The following is a 16,018-nucleotide window of genomic DNA, read 5'->3' as shown; positions in this document are numbered from 1 at the left end:
CAACTTTAAACGAGATAGTCTCCCCCTCAGACGACGGGCTTCTTTCCCAAGTCAGACTATCAATCGGATTCACCCATAGAGTTAGCTATCTTTTGCCGACAATTGCCACAGTTGAATCTGATAGCACAAGTGTCGATGAAAAATTTCGCCTGCTTGCAGTCCTTCTTCCACAGTTTTTTGCAGCCAACGCTTATAGGCCCATCGCAACAGTTGATAAATGGGAGGAACTGCAATTTGAATCACATCAGCGATATATTTCACCGTACTTAACCCAAAGCGGCGAAACGCATCAATCCCAATCTCAATAGTGGGGGCAGCTTGGGTAGAAATATCTTCCATTTTCACCAAGGTAAACCCGCTTTGAAGTAGCGCTTGGTGCAGATCTTCTACCACATGGCAATTGGAGAAAATGCCCTCGGTGTAAGTTGCATCAGAGCGAAGCATGTCGGCAAGCAGCAAGTAGCCACCCTGTTTTAGCCCCCGTGCTGCCCCTTGAGCAATATCTTGAGCGCTCATGTACTGGCTACTTTCGCTGAGCAAAACGAGATCAAACGGATGGCTAGTTTTGAAATCTTCAAATCGACTTAGGTGAAACGGTGCCCTGCCGGATGTGGCAGCGAGAAATCGCTCTTGTTGAAAGGTGTCGGGGGCAAGTCCTTCGACGGTGAAGCCGCGATCGAGCAGGTAGGTGGCGTTTCCTCCAGTTCCACAGCCCACATCTAAGATCGCGTGGGTTCCTTCGGGAATAAACGCCATCAGTTTTTGGGTATAGGCTGCTTGAGCCGTGCAGAGGTTAGCAATGGTCAAATCTTCGGCAGACTTTGGCTGGGTTTCCCAATAGCCGTAGTGAAGGTAGGGGGAATCAGTCAAGCTGAGATAGTAGTTCAGCGCAGCGTTTTGGTAGCGGGTTGCTTGGGAAATACGAATAGATGGTTGTGGCATTACGAAAATAAACTCATTGTTCCTGTGATGACATTAAACAGGGTTGAAATTTCCCTGGTGATCGCACACTTGTATTTAGCAGTCCAAAGGGGCGATCGCCAAGTTGTGTAAAAGAATTGCCTCTATGTGACAATTTTCGGTTAACAGAATCATAGCGTTTCGATTTGGGTCGTAAGCAATGATTTGTTCTTGCACTCAGCGATCTCGGTCGGCTCATAGCTGTGAAGCGGTTGAATGTGACCCGCTGGTCAATAGCCAAAGTTGCCTCCGCCCAACCTTATCTTTTAGTTGCATGGGGTGAGTTGCATGGAGTGCTACCTGTATTGCCTGGGTTAATTTGCCAGGGGGACAGGTGGAATGCGTGCCAGTACCCGTGTCTTCAGTAGTTCTGGGCGATCGCAATAGGCAAGGGCACCATCAGATTTTGCCTGATATTGGCTGGCGCAATCCAGCACGGCTGTTGCAGTGGAATCAATGCGTGCTTTATCGGTGGGTAAGTTGCCAAATAGGTAGGTGCGTTTGCCTGGAGAGACCAGAGCGATCGCGCAGTCTTGCTCACACACGCCCATACATTTCACGGGCTGAATCGAGACTGATTGCTGCAATAACCAGGTTTTGTGTCGGATTTGCAGTTGGGCAAACAGGCGATCGCCGTCACTTTGATCATTTTGCTGATTTTTGCCACAGGTCGTGCAAACGAATATTGCATGGGAACAGTTCATGATGCGATGGGGAAAGGTTGAATAGCGGATTGAATTTGTGCATGATCGAGCGACTGACCAATGACGATTAGCCGAGTTTCGCGGAGTTCATCGGACTGCCAAGGACGGTCATAAAAAGTTTCGATGCGATCGCCCACACCTTGCAGCACCATCCGCATTGGTTTGTTGGCAACATTGACGAAGCCTTTAATCCGATAGATTTCCTGTTCTGCGATTAACTGCTTTAAGTTTTGCAGTAAGGCTTGCGGCTCAACTGCTGTGGTAAAAACTACGGGCACTGATGTAATGGTGTCATCATGCTCATGATCCTCTTCCATATCGTGATGGCTAGGACGAGCATCCAGATTGTCTTCCACGGCGGCGTTAAACCCCAGCAAAATATCCGGGCTAACTTGCCCATCCTGACAGGCAATGATTTTTACACCGGTTCGCAGTTCTTGCTGAACGCGGCTTCTCACCTGAGTTTGAGTTTGCAGATCGACGAGATCGCTCTTGGTCAGCAGCACCAGATCGGCGCAGGCAAGTTGGTCTTCAAACAACTCTTCTAAAGGCGTTTCGTGATCTAGATTGGGATCGGCTTGGCGTTGCTCATTTAACGCACCCAGATCAGTGGCGAGGGTGCCCGTTGCCACGGCTTCACAATCCACGACGGTGATCACAGCATCCACTGTTGCGCCTGTGCGAATTTCTTGCCAACGAAACGCTTGGATCAACGGTTTGGGCAAGGCTAAGCCGGAGGTTTCAATCAAAATACAGTCGATGCGATCGCGCCGTTTCAACAGTTCTTGCATCGTCGGCAAAAATTCTTCTTGCACGGTACAGCAGAGGCAGCCGTTGGTCAGTTCTACAATGTTGGTCGCGCTAGGTTCGCCATCTTCATCGCAGACCTGGCATGATCGCAGCAGGTCGCCATCAATACCAATTTCGCCAAACTCGTTGACCAGCACGGCGATGCGGCGACCCTGATTATTTTGCAGTTGCTGACGGATCAGCGTCGTTTTGCCACTACCGAGGAACCCGGTAATGACGGTCACTGGAATTTTTGCAGCCATAAAACTAAAATTTTCTATTTGAAATAATGGACAGTGCTATGAGTAGGGGGTGAAGCAAAACCTACAGGATGTGATTTCTTGAAATGATGGCAGCTTCAGAGGGAGCGATCTTTCTATGAACTTGCGATCGCCTCAGGGATCAATCCAACCCATTCGGGCTGTTGTTGGGAACTGCGGCTCAGAGTTAGCCGCGCTTAATAATAGACAAAAACTCAAGCCAGTCATATATTCCAGACTGACCCAACGCAAATAATGTGCCTTCACTCTGTACCTCGCAGATAAGACGGTGTGTAGTGTGACTAACGGCAGGCGTTCTGACTTAAGAAAGTTTTGAGTTTTTGAGTTAGATTGACTCACTCAAAATTCATCACTTCCTTTACAGTTGCGGGACAGTGGCAGATTTACACTGCGCTTTCCCTGTTTCCTCCAACGGCTGTTCCCCGTTAGAACCGATTGGTCAACGTTTAGCTTACCGGATTGAAACCATTTCGGAGATCTTCGTCAAGAAAATTTTTATCTGAAGTTGGGATGGCTGATATGGGATGCCGTCTTGATTTATTATGAATAGCTTGTGAAATATTTCCATCCAAAGCTTTATGACTCAGCCCTACAAAATTACATTGCTTCCCGGTGACGGCATTGGTCCCGAAATTATGGCGGTAGCCGTGGAGGTCATGCAGGTAGTAGGGAAACAGCTAGACCTGAGCTTTGAGTTTCAGGAAGCGCTGTTGGGCGGGGCGGCGATTGAAGCAACGGGTGAACCGCTGCCTGCTGCCACGGTGGAAACCTGCAAGCAGAGTGATGCCGTTTTGCTGGCGGCGATTGGTGACTTCAAATATGACACGCTGCCGCGGCACCTGCGCCCCGAAACGGGGTTACTCGGCATTCGGGCGGCATTGGGTTTATTTGCGAATCTGCGCCCTGCGAAAATTTTGCCCCAATTGATTGACGCTTCCAGCTTAAAGCGAGAAGTGGTGGAAGGCGTGGATATTATGGTGGTGCGAGAATTGACGGGTGGCATTTACTTTGGGCAACCGAGAGGAGTGTTTGCCACCGAGTCGGGTGAAAAGCGTGGCGTAAACACTATGGCCTACGCTGAATCGGAGATTGATCGGATTGGACGAGTGGCATTTGAGGCAGCCCGTAAGCGCAACAAGAAATTATGTTCTGTGGACAAGGCGAATGTGCTGGAAGTATCGCAACTCTGGCGCGATCGCATCACCGCCTTATCTGCCGACTATCCCGATGTGGAACTGTCTCACATGTATGTTGACAACGCCGCTATGCAGCTAGTCCGCAATCCACGCCAGTTCGACACCATCGTCACCGGCAATCTCTTTGGCGATATTTTGTCCGATGAAGCTGCAATGCTTACAGGCAGCATCGGCATGTTACCTTCTGCCAGTTTAGGCGTTGCTAATCCGGGCTTGTTTGAACCCGTGCATGGCTCTGCGCCTGATATTGCTGGACAAGATAAAGCAAATCCTCTAGCGCAAGTGTTAAGTGCGGCAATGATGTTGCGTTATGGGCTAGACCAACCTATAGCAGCCGATCGCATTGAGCAAGCTGTGATGAAAGTATTAGATCAGGGCGATCGCACGGGCGACATTATGTCTGAAGGGATGACCATGCTAGGTTGCAAAGCGATGGGCAAAGCGTTAGTTAATGCGCTAGCAGATGTAACTTAAAAAGCACATCTGCCAAAATAAATAGTTATTAAAAAAATAATCGATCTCAATCAGTCAAGGGCAAGTATACTAAACTCGTTCAAAACTCAGAGGGGCATAACTAGGTGGCATACTCACAAAAGCAAGCGCCCGTCCAAACCGACGAGGCAGACTTCGATTTTTTGCTTGATCCAAGCTTAATCCGCTCTGCACGCAGCATTTACACAACCTATTATGAAGTTCATCCTGAACTGATTCAGCGTCCTTTGGGCGTTGCGATCGATCGCTTCACCTATCGTGGCAAGCTGATTTTCTCCGGCAAGCCGATTTTGCTCCCTCAAGAATGCTTTGTCCCTTTCAGCCAAATTGAATCTGATTTGTATTCATAAATAGCAAGGCGTGCCTAGAATCAGGCTTCAATTGACCGTGTTACGTTTGTAGAGATAAGTGGATTACCGGGGTATCTATAGTTCTTACGTCAGAGCAGAAAACGCAGTGCTTTAATTCGTCTGTGTGGTTTAGCAAGCTTTACTTGCCCATAAACGTAGTTCGGATAGATAAACGAACAGGCAATGTTTTCTTTCTAGCAGGCAAGGAGAATATCCTTGAGATTTACCCCAACGGTAATGGAGGTAGGTGGAATGATTAAGCCGGACTCTAAAGCGATGAGCTGCAAAGGTCTCTATGGCTATGTTCTCACTCACCGCGACGACCAAGAAGCTTTTTATACTTTTGTAGATGAGCTGCACGCAGAGGCTAACTGGGTCGAAATGCCGCCATCACAATCTGTGGAAAATTACCCAAAATTTATTGAGCATCTTCGTAAAAGCTCAGAGCCACATGATAAAGCGAACTAACAAGTAAAGTGCTGTCTGAGCGATGCCATTTTTATGGATTTTCTGGCGAGTCTGCTGATTTATAGTTTGGTGTTCTTTTGGGGAGCGGCGATCGGCAGTTTTTTAAGTGTCGTAATCCATCGGGTGCCTGCGGAGCAATCAATTTTGCTGCCGCCCTCCCGTTGTCCTCAGTGTGGGCATCGCCTCAAGCCTTGGGAGAATCTGCCGATCGCGGGCTGGCTCAGCTTAAAAGGACGCTGTTCTAACTGTAAAACGCCGATTCCAGTTCGCTATCCTTTGCTAGAAGCGGTTTGTGGCACCGTTTTTTTGCTGGTTTTCCTTGCGTTTGGAGTGACGTGGCAAACCTTAGGCTACTGGTTGTTTTTTAGCTGGCTGCTGGCATTGGCGCTGATTGATATCGACACGATGACCCTACCCAATCCCCTGACACAATCTGGACTGCTTGCAGGCTTGGCATTTCGGGCAGTAGTGGGCTTTCCCACTACCGGAATGTTTGCAGGGGCAGCGCAAGCCGTGATGGAAGGAGTCGTGGGCGCGGTTTTAGGGCTGTGGCTGCTAGATTTAATTGCGATCGCGGGATCTTATGCCTTGGGTCAAACCGCTATGGGCAGTGGCGATTCCAAGTTGGCTGCCCTGATGGGGGCTTGGCTGGGGTGGCAAAATTTGCTACTGGGAGGCTTTCTGGCGTGTTTAGTCGGAGCCATTGCAGGCGGAGTCGGCATGGCGTTGGGCTTACTCAACCGCCGACAACCCTTTCCCTTCGGTCCATTTCTAGCGCTGGGCGGATTCATTGCAGCAATCTGGGGCAACGCGATCGTCTCCCTCTATCTGCGACTTTTTTTTCCAACCCTATAAAACTTTGAAGATGGGTGACCTGGGACTCGAACCCAGAACCAACGGATTAAGAGTCCGATGCGCTACCATTGCGCTAGTCACCCAGACCTAGCCCTTAAATCGTAACAGGATTTGGGTTGCCTAGACTGTTTAAAGAACGAGATTTTTTTAACCTTTTAACTTGAAATTTTCCTATTCTTAGCTAAAAACTATAGGAAAAATTGAATATCTTTTAATTCTTCAAGCTCAAAGTCGTCGTCACTCCAACACAAGCAGTAAAGCTTGAATCATCTTCATCTCTGTTCATTGATTCAATTGAGTCATACAATTCGAGACATAACTATTCAAGAGAGATCGCAAAGGACTACTATGATCCACGCTTATGCAGCCCATGAACCGGGTGGAGAGTTGAAGCCATTTGAGTATGAGCTAGGCGCCTTAGGTGACCAAGAAGTAGATATTCAAGTAGAGTATTGCGGCATTTGCCACAGCGATTTGAGTATGTTGGATAACGAATGGGGCATTACTCAATACCCTTTTGTTCCGGGACATGAAGTGGTAGGCGCGATCGCTGCTATTGGCAAAGATGTCAGTCGGTTAAAAGTAGGACAACGAGTTGGCTTAGGCTGGTATTCTCGCTCCTGTATGGAATGCGAATGGTGCATGTCTGGCAATCAAAACCTCTGTTTAACCGCTGAAGGAACGATTGTTGGTCGGCATGGAGGCTTTGCAGATCGAGTTCGAGCCCACCAAGAGTGGGTTGTTCCTTTGCCGTCAGAGCTTGATTCTGCTAATTCTGGACCTCTTTTTTGTGGCGGTATTACCGTTTTCAACCCAATCGTGCAGTTAGATGTTAAACCGACTGAACGAGTAGGAGTCATTGGCATTGGGGGCTTAGGGCACATGGCACTGGGCTTTTTGCACGCTTGGGGATGTGATGTGACTGCTTTTTCTAGTAGCCCTGACAAAGAAGCCGAAGCACGGCAATTGGGAGCCAATCACTTCATTAATTCTCGTGATCCTGAAGCGTTGAAAGCGGTGGAAAACTCTTTTGACCTAATCCTGTCTACTGTTAATGCTGACCTAGATTGGAATCAATACCTTGCCCTACTACGCCCTAAAGGAAGGCTTCATTTAGTGGGTGTGGTGCCAAGTCCTTTGTCTGCCCAGATTTTTCCGATGATTTCGGGGCAAAAATCTATTTCTGCCAGTCCTTTAGGTAGCCCGGTGACGACCAGCCGCATGTTAGATTTTGCAGCCCGTCATGGCATTAAACCAATTACGGAGATTTTTCCATTTGCTCAGGTGAATGAGGCAATGGAAAAGTTGCGGAATGGAAAGCCTCGCTACCGTTTGATATTGAAGCATTAATCGGTCTTAATGATAAGGGCGTATCTTGTATGCCCCTGTAAACCACTGCTGCTAACTTTTTTCGCTTTAGTTACGATGATTGTTGCTATAGCGAATTCGCGCTCCTGCCCATTGCAGTTTTTCTTGCAGGGTCTGGTAATAGGAGTAGTTTTCTCTTAGGACTATAAATTGTGCCTGGCAATCTGCCATCCGAATATCGACTCTCTGCCCAGGCCAAATGGAAGTTGCCAACACGCCATCCATCCAAAGTTTATTGGAAAGTTCTAGGTCAGCCAGGGGCCAGATGCTGACGACACATCCAGCAGGGATGACGATTGGGCGACTGGAAAGGCTCAGTGGGCAAATCGGCGTAATCGTGATGGAATCTAGCCCTGGATGAATAATCGGTCCATTGGCGGCAACAGTGTAGCAGGTGGAACCTGTGGGAGTGGCGACCAGCAGCCCATCGCCTTGATATTGGTCTACGACCTCTCCATCGATTTCCATTTCTAAAATGGAGGTGATCATCCGGTCAGCGGAGGCAGGTTTAACGCACATTTCGTTTAAGGCAAGGTAGCGATCGCTCACTGCCTCCCGATCAATGCGATTTCCTTCAAATACTGATGCTTGCAACATCATTCGCTGTTGAACTGCATAGCGATCGCTTAAAAGCCGATCCCACACTTGCTCTGAATCTACAAAGTCTTCCAAACGCTCTGTCAAAAAACCTAAATGCCCACCAGCATTGATTGCTAAAATCGGAATGCGATCAGCTGCTAAATGCCGTGCAGCGGTCAGAGCGGCCCCATCTCCTCCTAACACCACTGCAAGGTCAATTGGCTGAGTTGCCGATGCCAAAAAAACTGGATACGGATTATCTTTTGCCCCCGTGGGGCCCACCAGCACATGACAATCTCGTTTTTCTAGCTGACGAGCGCACTGTTCGGCCCAACGCTTACTGACTGGATCTCCAGACTTGTGGGCAATAATAACCTGCTTGAGTTGCACGCTTCTAAAAGTTAAGAGCAGTAGGTGTTAATTGATAGTTTACAAGCAATAGCTGATCACCATCGAACCATACCGCACAGGGCAATCCTGGAAAGAAGAAACTCACCACTTCAACAGGTTGAACTGTTCCATATCTACAGTGTCACGGTTACGATAAATTGCCAGCACGATCGCCAAACCAATTGCTGCCTCAGCCGCCGCGATCGCAATCACGAACACTGTAAACACCTGTCCTTTAACATCTAAGGGATCTAGGAAATCAGAGAATGCCATTAGATTAAGATTAACCGCATTCAACATTAGCTCAACCGACATCAACACCCGGACTGCGTTTCGGCTATTGATTAACCCGTAAATACCAATACAAAATAATGCAGCGGCAACAATTAGAAAGTACTGAAGTTGCATGAGTCCTCACCAATCAAAAAATAATTCTGAGACAAGCTCTTGCTATTTCTTGTCTCCATCTCTTGCCCACTTATTTAGACTGACTTCCAGTATTAGAGCCAGCAGGAGTTAACTCTTGCGGTCGTTCTGGCAAAGTCAGCATAGTCTGCTGCAAATCTGCTTCTTCAAGATCAGGCAGAAATTCGCGTCGCGCTAAAACGATCGCTCCAATCAGTGCCATCAACAGCAGCACGGATGCCAATTCAAACGGCAGCAAAAAATCTGAAAAGAAATGCTTGCCGATGACCACAATAGAACCCGATGAAACCGTCGCTTCCGTAGAAATTGCCCAAGGTGTTGCTAGCACCATAGTGCTTAACAAAGCAAATAATCCTGTACAGACAATCGCCGTTGCTGCTTTGCGAATCCAAGATTTAGGAATTGGTGTAAAGTCCTCGCGTTTGTTCACCAACATAATGGCGAAAATAATCAACACATTGACCGCACCAACATAAACCAATACCTGAGCCATCGCCACAAAATCTGCGTTTAACAGCAAATAAAGCCCTGCTGCACTAATAAAGGCACCTGCTAGCAAAAAAGCTGAATAGACCACATTAGACAACAAAACGACACCCAAGGCTGCCCCAAGCATCATTGCAGATAGCAAGCCAAACGATACAATCTGAACCCCTTCCGCTAAATTCACACTTATCTCCTTCAGATTTCGCTTTTAGCTGTTCCCTCTTTTTCCGCTTGTTCCAAAATTTCTTCTGGACGCTGACCTGCACGACGAGCATTCGCGGGCAGATTATGAGGCTCCTGTACGCCCTTGGGTAAGTAGAGGAACTCCCGTAGAGGGGTCACCATGGGATCATCCGTCACTTTGTAAGGCAGGCGACCCAATGCCACGTTATCGTAATTCAATTCGTGGCGATCGTAAGTCGATAACTCATACTCTTCAGTCATAGAAAGGCAATTGGTGGGGCAATACTCCACGCAATTTCCGCAAAAAATGCACACTCCAAAATCGATGCTGTAATGACGAAGCTGCTTTTTCTTACTAGCTGGATTAAATTCCCAATCCACCACAGGTAGATTAATTGGGCAAACCCGTACACAAACTTCACAAGAAATACATTTGTCGAACTCAAAGTGAATTCGCCCCCGAAAGCGCTCCGAAGGAATCAACTTTTCATAAGGATATTGAACAGTTACAGGGCGACGCTGCATATGGTCAAACGTAACAGCTAAACCTTGACCAATATATTTCGCTGCTTGCGCCGTTTCTTTCGCGTAATCGCCAACTTGCTTCAAAAATTTCAGCATTGTCGTTGTCAGTATTGAGCTGCAGATGTTGATATTGAATTCTGAACCGTAGGTTTCAAGAAGTGACTTCAGCACTCCCCCAAACCTCATCATCACCTATCAGCCACCAAACGCACCAGGAAAGGAGATTTTAAGCGCCGCAGTGACCAATAGATTAACCAGCGAAATGGGTAAAAGAAACTTCCAACCTAAGTCAAGTAATTGATCAATTCGAACACGGGGCACAGTCCAACGCAGCAAAATTGCTGTGAAAACTAATAAGTAAGCCTTCAACAGGGTCATTGTGATTCCAAGAGACGCATCAACAATCTCCAGCCAAGCATTGGTTTCACTGACTCCAAGCCAGTTTGCAATCAAGGAAATAGGAATAGGGAGTTCCCAGCCACCTAGATAAAGAATCGCAACCATTAGAGCAGAAAGCACCAAGTTCACGTAAGAACCCAGATAGAACAAAGCAAACTTCATCCCTGAATACTCAGTTTGGTATCCAGCAACTAATTCTTCTTCTGCTTCTGGTAAATCAAATGGAATCCGTTCACATTCAGCTAGAGCAGCAATCCAAAAGATCACAAAACCAATCGGTTGCCGCCAAATGTTCCAGCCTAAAATGCCATACCCTGATTGCTGGTTCACAATGTCAATTGTGCTGAGGGAGTTAGACATCAGCACGATCGCCAAAACCGCCAGAGCCAAAGGAATTTCATAGCTAATAGATTGAGCCGCCGCTCGCAAGCCGCCTAACAACGCATATTTGTTGTTGGAAGCATAGCCTGACATGAGCAGCCCAATAGGAACCACACTGGAAAGTGCAATCCATACAAATACGCCCATACCAACGTTTGTGACAATCAGGTTTTGCCCAAACGGAACAATCAGATAAGAAAGAAATACTGGAATAACGACGATAACTGGACCTAGCGTAAACAGGAGCGGATCTGCTTTGGCTGGTACCGTATCTTCTTTAAAAATCAGCTTAAGTCCATCTGCCACAGGAGCGAGAACACCCAATGGACCAATAAACTCTGGACCGACTCGTTGTTGAACCGCTGCCGAGATTTTTCGCTCTAACCAAACCGACACCAACACGCCTACTGTTGCACCAATAATCATGAGCAACATTGGCAGGGGCATCCAAACGGTCTTTGCCGCACCAGCAGGCAGTCCTAAGTCCATCAAGGACTGAATGAATGTTTGCTGTAAATCAATCCCTTGATCCATGTCTTCACCAGGACTCTTGCGTTTTTAGTATACACTCTCGCAAAAGCCTACAGGATTTGAATCAGGAGGGAAAAGTATAGGAATGATTAAATACTCGGGTGCTAATTACAAAGTTCTACGAGCTGAACGCTTTTGAGCGGTAGAGTGCACGCATAGAGAAACCCCCAAGGCGATGCACCTGGGGGTTGGAGTTCCTGAAAATCGTCACTTCGTCTAGTGTGACAATGGATGAATGACAGGGCAAGAGGGCTGTGACCCATCATCGGTGTTCTTAAGTCTCAAGGTCATCGGCGATCGCACCTCCTATCGCTCACTCATAGGAATATACGGAGCAGCGTGTGTGCCAGTATAAATTTGAGTAGGGCGAAAGATCCGATTTTCATTAAGCTGTTCTTTCCAGTGGGCTAGCCACCCTGCAATCCGCGAGACCGCAAACACTGGGGTAAATAAATCTGTGGGAATTCCCAATTTGCGATAAACCAAACCAGAGTAGTAGTCCACATTGGCATAGATGCCTTTATGCCCCATTTTTTCGTGAACCACGCGTTCAAGTTCCACAGCCACATCATAAAACTGATCTACGCCGTATTTTTCAAAAAGCTGTTCTGCTAAATCTTGCAAAATAATAGCGCGAGGATCTTTAACCTTATAGACTCGGTGCCCAAAACCCATGATTTTAGATTTCTTTTCTATACACTGTTCGACGTAAGGGCGAACATTTTCTACAGAACCGATTTCTTCGAGCATAGAGATCACTTCTTCATTCGCTCCCCCATGGAGAGGACCGGCTAAGGTGCCAACAGCCGACGCTACGACTGCATAAGGGTCAGTCAGCGTGGAAGCCGTTACCATTGCCGAAAATGTAGACGCATTGATAGTGTGCTCAGCGTGGAGCATGAGGCAGACATCGAGAATTTGGGCAGCAAATGGATCGGGTTCTTTCTCATTTAACATGTAGAGAAAGTTTGCAGAGTAGCCCAAGTCGTCGCGGGGCTGAACGGGATCGTTTCCCTTTCGCATTAGTTGAAAGGCTGCCACCATGGTTGGAATTTTTGCCAGTAGGCGAATCACAGCCGCATTAATGTATGCCGGATCATCAAGGGCGCGACGCGAATAGAACAGACCCAATGCTGCTGCGCAAGCTTGCAGTGCATCCATGGGATGCCCCCCTTCAGGAAAGCATTTCATCATGTCTCGAATGCGATATTTCAAACGACGATGAAGACGAATTTCTTGTTCAAAATTTTCAAGCTCTTCTTTAGTCGGCAGCTTTCCCCAAATTAGTAGATGAGATGTTTCTACAAAATTACTTTTCTGGGCTAACTCTTCAATCGGAATCCCTCGATATTCCAGGATTCCTCGCTGTCCATCAACAAAACTGATACTCGATTGTGTTGCAGGGATGCCTTCTAACCCTGCCCGGTATTCGCAGACTGTCATGGTTCTAGAACTGCTCTTGAAGAATGTCAATTTACGTTATCTGATCGTAAACAAGAAATCTGTATCTTTGAAATCCAGTTATCTTTGTTTTAGTTTCAGATGTTTTCTATTAGGACTTAGTGTCTTAATCAGGATTTCATCATAAACGTCTGCTTCAGCAAATGTTGATTTTCTACACCATTATTTGTAAACAGTTTGTATGGCTGTGTCAAATGTAGTTAGTATTTAGCTAGAAACTTTACTTGTCGAAGAGGTTTCAATTGTCAATATTGTTAAGCCAGCGATCGCCCTCTCGTTTCTGGAATCTGCCAGGAGGATGATTGTGCGGCTTTTTATTTTATTAAGCCAGGAGTTTTATGAACCAAAAACGCGTTCGTCGGCGATCGCAGTCTAGTTCACAATTCAATCAACCAGTACAACCCGCTTCAAGACCCCAACAAGATGCCCCCCCACGAGAACGGCGTAATCTTGAATGGGGTGAGCGATGGAGTCCAGACTTTACTCGCAGCCCTTTAGCCAGCTTAATTGAGCAAGATGCACCGCTGAGAAGCAATAACACGCTCGTGTTAATGTATGACCCATTCCAAGCAGAAATGGCAGCGGATAGTCAAGGCGTTGCATCCTGGTTGCGAGATTGTATCCGCAAACATGGTATTCCCAGTTTAATTCGGTTTGATTACCGCCAGAAAGCCCAAATCTTTCGCCGTGATCAGTTCCAATCTTGGTTAGAGCCATTACTCAATAAAACTGCCAGCTGACAAGATCACTGAAAGTTTCCGACCCAGTGTTATTTACCAATGCAAAAGCGGCTAAACACTTGATCAAGAACTGATTCTGTGACTTCTTCGCCCAACACCTGCCCAAGCGTATAAATGGCGCTCCGCAGATCGATGGTCCAAAAGTCTAGAGGAAGCTGAGCGGCGATCGCGTCTTGCACATGTTGCAAGGACTGTTTTGCTTGAGTCAGGGTAGCTGCTTGCCGTTGGTTGATTGCCAGATCAAGGTTTGCAGCTTGCAGGGTGCCTGTCTGAACCGTGGTCAAAATTGCGGTTTCGAGGGCATCAATTCCCTGGTTTAAGGCGGCGGCAGTGGAAACAGTCAGAAGTGCGGAGTTCGGGGTGTGGAGTTCGGGGTGCGGAGTTTGGGGTGCGATGGGATGTATCTCTGCCTCTATTAGATCAATTTTGTTGATGACTAGGATTACTGGACGCTCGCAGACTTGGGCATAAATCTCTTGATCGGCATCTGTCCAGCCGTCTTTGGCATCAATTGTGAGTAACACTAAATCAGCAGATTGGGCAACGGTGCGCGAGCGCTCCACGCCAATTTTTTCCACTTTGTCTTCAGTGGCGCGAATGCCTGCAGTATCCAGCACTTGAATTGGAATACCGCCGACTACGAGATTGGATTCCACCACATCGCGAGTCGTGCCGGGAAGATCGGTCACAATGGCGCGATCGCTACGGCTCCAGGCATTCAGCAGACTAGACTTGCCCACATTAGGGCGACCGACGATCGCCACCTTTAAGCCCGTGCGGATTAGCTCTCCTTGATCGGCGGTTGCCAAAATTTGGTCTATTTCGTCCAGCACTTGCTGGAGCCGAGTCTGAATTTCCGCTTCGTTCAGCGGTGGCAAATCTTCTTCAAAATCCACTCGCGCTTCAATTTCCGCCAGAATATCGATGCAGGTCGTGCGAAGTTGGCGGATGGGAGCGGCAAGTTTTCCTTGCAGTCCAGCGAGGGCAAACTGAGCAGCTTGGGGCGATCGCGCACCGACTAAATCGGAAATGCTTTCTGCCTGGGTCAAATCTAGTCGTCCGTTCAAAAAAGCCTTCAGGGTAAACTCCCCTGGTTGCGCCAATCTTGCCCCCTGAGCGATCGCCAACTGTAAAACTTGCTGCACTGCAATGATGCCGCCATGACAGTGAAACTCGACTACATCTTCGCGGGTATAAGAGCGGGGAGCCAGCATGATTAGCAACAGCGCTTCATCCACCACTTGCTGGGTTTCAGGATGGCGAACATAGCCGTATAGAATGCGATGACTTGACCAAGATTGCTGACCGGGCGCATGGAATAAGGTCTGAGCGATCGCCAGTGCCCGATCACCGGACAGACGCACAATGCCAACGCTGCCTTGCTCTGGCACAATCGCAGTAGCGATCGCGGCGATCGTATCTCCCAACAGCATCATGCTCTCAGCCTTGAACGAAATCATCTATCCATAATCCCAGGCTTCAGAAAAATTGTCTGGTTAAATTTTTGCTGAAGCATTCCATTGTCACACCAATGAAAAAGCAGAGGAGTCTTCTATTTTTCCTCTGCCTTCAAATTGCTGTCTTGCCAATCTGGTCTTTAATCAAGCCGCTAAAATCAGCGTTGCAGCTTGAGCTTAAAGCCGACCTTTCATCTCTTTGACAATTTTGGTGGTTGCATCATCGGCAGCTTTACTTAAAATTTCATCTGTGCCACTGCTACCGCCGCCACCGCCGATACCAAACACAGAGCCGCTACCACTACTAGTAGAGGATTCTCCTACAGAATTCCAGGCTGCAATGATGCTTTGAGTGGTGGTGTCAACGGCACGGGCTGTCAGTTGCACCGTAGCTCTCTGTGTTTCCGAACTGCCACCGATCCCAAAGAGTCCGCCGCTTGCCCGTTTGGTTTCAACATTAAAGCGGGTGACCGTACCCACGATGACCGCATCCACACCCAAAGCTTTACCCACTTTAACTGCCGTAGCTTCATCCATTGGACCGCTGATCCGCTTTTCTTTCAGATAGTTTTCTACAGCGCCGCGAGAAACGACTGAATACGTGCCATCATTGACCAATTTATTAACCAACAATTCGCTAATGCCTCTGGCTGCACCGCTGCCTCGGTATGAATACCAATAGCTAGAATCGCCAGTATTGGCAAAGTCAAAGTCAACCACAACAACTTTTTTCTTCTTAGCCGGAGTTTGAGCAACAGCTTGCTCAGAATGTCCCAATGCTGAAAGAACTGGTGCTACCATACCCGACATCAGCATGAAGCTGAGAGAACACTGGGATAGCAATAGAAGCGGCTTTTTGCTGAACATTTTAGTCATTAGTATTGCCCCTTAAAGAAAGATTCAGTTTATTGAAATTACAGAAATTTAAGTAATCATCTGGCGACGAGCTTTTTCAAACGCTAGTATACTCACCGCGCTAAAAAGCATCGGTCATCTG

Annotated in this window: 18 protein-coding genes, 1 tRNA gene and 1 riboswitch; of the genes, 7 read left to right on the top strand and 12 right to left on the bottom strand. The window is 47.6% G+C overall.

What is annotated here, in order from left to right; genetic code table 11:
- Window positions 1–81 precede the first annotated feature (81 nt).
- The 3 genes from JOY44_RS12585 to cobW all read right to left on the bottom strand — a co-directional run bounded on the left by JOY44_RS12585 (window position 82) and on the right by cobW (window position 2,716).
- On the bottom strand, window positions 82–942 hold the full coding sequence (locus JOY44_RS12585; RefSeq protein WP_171574087.1) for a class I SAM-dependent methyltransferase: 861 nt from the start codon (window positions 940–942) through the stop codon (window positions 82–84).
- A 332-nt stretch (window positions 943–1,274) separates the two neighbouring features.
- Complete coding sequence (locus tag JOY44_RS12580; RefSeq protein WP_171574086.1) at window positions 1,275–1,664, bottom strand: DUF1636 family protein; 390 nt, start codon at window positions 1,662–1,664, stop codon at window positions 1,275–1,277.
- On the bottom strand, window positions 1,661–2,716 hold the full coding sequence (gene cobW, locus JOY44_RS12575; RefSeq protein ID WP_171574085.1) for a cobalamin biosynthesis protein CobW: 1,056 nt from the start codon (window positions 2,714–2,716) through the stop codon (window positions 1,661–1,663). The genes JOY44_RS12580 and cobW overlap by 4 nt, the downstream gene beginning before the upstream one ends.
- Before the next feature lie 286 nt (window positions 2,717–3,002).
- Window positions 3,003–3,185, bottom strand: a riboswitch (cobalamin riboswitch).
- A 127-nt stretch (window positions 3,186–3,312) separates the two neighbouring features.
- Here cobW and leuB point away from each other — a divergent pair.
- The 5 genes from leuB (at window position 3,313) to JOY44_RS12555 (ending at window position 6,095) form a co-directional block, all read left to right on the top strand.
- Window positions 3,313–4,404 carry a 3-isopropylmalate dehydrogenase gene (leuB, locus tag JOY44_RS12570; protein ID WP_171574084.1) on the top strand — a complete coding sequence of 364 codons (1,092 nt, stop codon included), beginning with the start codon at window positions 3,313–3,315 and terminating at the stop codon, window positions 4,402–4,404.
- Window positions 4,405–4,508: 104 nt separating this feature from the next.
- A complete protein-coding gene (locus tag JOY44_RS12565) occupies window positions 4,509–4,772 on the top strand; it encodes a hypothetical protein (protein ID WP_171574083.1) in 264 nt (87 codons plus the stop codon).
- A 122-nt stretch (window positions 4,773–4,894) separates the two neighbouring features.
- Complete coding sequence (locus JOY44_RS32830) at window positions 4,895–5,032, top strand: DUF6888 family protein (protein ID WP_415881110.1); 138 nt, start codon at window positions 4,895–4,897, stop codon at window positions 5,030–5,032.
- Window positions 4,989–5,240, top strand: a complete 252-nt coding sequence (locus JOY44_RS12560) for a DUF6887 family protein (RefSeq protein WP_197985261.1) — start codon at window positions 4,989–4,991, stop codon at window positions 5,238–5,240. Before JOY44_RS32830 ends, JOY44_RS12560 begins: the two co-directional genes overlap by 44 nt.
- Window positions 5,241–5,273: 33 nt before the next feature.
- A complete protein-coding gene (locus JOY44_RS12555; RefSeq protein WP_171574082.1) occupies window positions 5,274–6,095 on the top strand; it encodes a prepilin peptidase in 822 nt (273 codons plus the stop codon).
- An 11-nt stretch (window positions 6,096–6,106) separates the two neighbouring features.
- Here the strand turns inward: JOY44_RS12555 and JOY44_RS12550 are convergent.
- Window positions 6,107–6,178: transfer RNA gene (locus JOY44_RS12550), tRNA-Lys, on the bottom strand.
- A gap of 265 nt (window positions 6,179–6,443) precedes the next feature.
- Here JOY44_RS12550 and ahr point away from each other — a divergent pair.
- Entirely contained in the window at window positions 6,444–7,445 is a 1,002-nt protein-coding gene (gene ahr / locus JOY44_RS12545; RefSeq protein ID WP_171574081.1) for an NADPH-dependent aldehyde reductase Ahr, read from the top strand.
- 66 nt (window positions 7,446–7,511) lie between these two features.
- On the opposite strand, the gene JOY44_RS12540 is transcribed toward ahr, so the two are convergent.
- From JOY44_RS12540 to JOY44_RS12515, 6 genes are all read right to left on the bottom strand, one after another.
- Window positions 7,512–8,432 carry an NAD(+) kinase gene (locus tag JOY44_RS12540; RefSeq protein ID WP_171574080.1) on the bottom strand — a complete coding sequence of 307 codons (921 nt, stop codon included), beginning with the start codon at window positions 8,430–8,432 and terminating at the stop codon, window positions 7,512–7,514.
- 102 nt (window positions 8,433–8,534) lie between these two features.
- Window positions 8,535–8,840 (bottom strand): NADH-quinone oxidoreductase subunit NuoK, encoded by a 306-nt coding sequence (gene nuoK, locus JOY44_RS12535; RefSeq protein WP_171574079.1) that lies wholly within the window; start codon window positions 8,838–8,840, stop codon window positions 8,535–8,537.
- Between the two features lie 70 nt (window positions 8,841–8,910).
- The gene (locus tag JOY44_RS12530; protein WP_171574078.1) at window positions 8,911–9,528 is read right to left on the bottom strand and encodes an NADH-quinone oxidoreductase subunit J; all 618 of its coding nucleotides are present in this window, start codon (window positions 9,526–9,528) and stop codon (window positions 8,911–8,913) included.
- An 11-nt stretch (window positions 9,529–9,539) separates the two neighbouring features.
- Complete coding sequence (gene ndhI, locus JOY44_RS12525; RefSeq protein WP_171575953.1) at window positions 9,540–10,145, bottom strand: NAD(P)H-quinone oxidoreductase subunit I; 606 nt, start codon at window positions 10,143–10,145, stop codon at window positions 9,540–9,542.
- Between the two features lie 102 nt (window positions 10,146–10,247).
- Window positions 10,248–11,366 (bottom strand): NADH-quinone oxidoreductase subunit NuoH, encoded by a 1,119-nt coding sequence (gene nuoH / locus JOY44_RS12520; RefSeq protein WP_171574077.1) that lies wholly within the window; start codon window positions 11,364–11,366, stop codon window positions 10,248–10,250.
- Between the two features lie 303 nt (window positions 11,367–11,669).
- On the bottom strand, window positions 11,670–12,806 hold the full coding sequence (locus tag JOY44_RS12515) for a citrate synthase (protein WP_171574076.1): 1,137 nt from the start codon (window positions 12,804–12,806) through the stop codon (window positions 11,670–11,672).
- A 356-nt stretch (window positions 12,807–13,162) separates the two neighbouring features.
- Here JOY44_RS12515 and JOY44_RS12510 point away from each other — a divergent pair, with 356 nt between their 5' ends.
- Window positions 13,163–13,564 (top strand): hypothetical protein, encoded by a 402-nt coding sequence (locus JOY44_RS12510; RefSeq protein WP_171574075.1) that lies wholly within the window; start codon window positions 13,163–13,165, stop codon window positions 13,562–13,564.
- A gap of 29 nt (window positions 13,565–13,593) precedes the next feature.
- Here the strand turns inward: JOY44_RS12510 and mnmE are convergent, their stop codons facing one another.
- On the bottom strand, window positions 13,594–15,024 hold the full coding sequence (mnmE, locus tag JOY44_RS12505) for a tRNA uridine-5-carboxymethylaminomethyl(34) synthesis GTPase MnmE (RefSeq protein ID WP_197985259.1): 1,431 nt from the start codon (window positions 15,022–15,024) through the stop codon (window positions 13,594–13,596).
- A 174-nt stretch (window positions 15,025–15,198) separates the two neighbouring features.
- Window positions 15,199–15,897, bottom strand: coding sequence for a CsgG/HfaB family protein (locus JOY44_RS12500; protein WP_171574074.1), 699 nt, complete (start codon window positions 15,895–15,897; stop codon window positions 15,199–15,201).
- Window positions 15,898–16,018: the final 121 nt, after the last annotated feature.

It is taken from the genome of Leptolyngbya sp. Cla-17 (assembly GCF_016807185.1).
Classification (GTDB): Bacteria; Cyanobacteriota; Cyanobacteriia; order Leptolyngbyales; family Leptolyngbyaceae; genus ULC077BIN1.
This window is presented reverse-complemented; position numbering and strand designations above follow the sequence as displayed.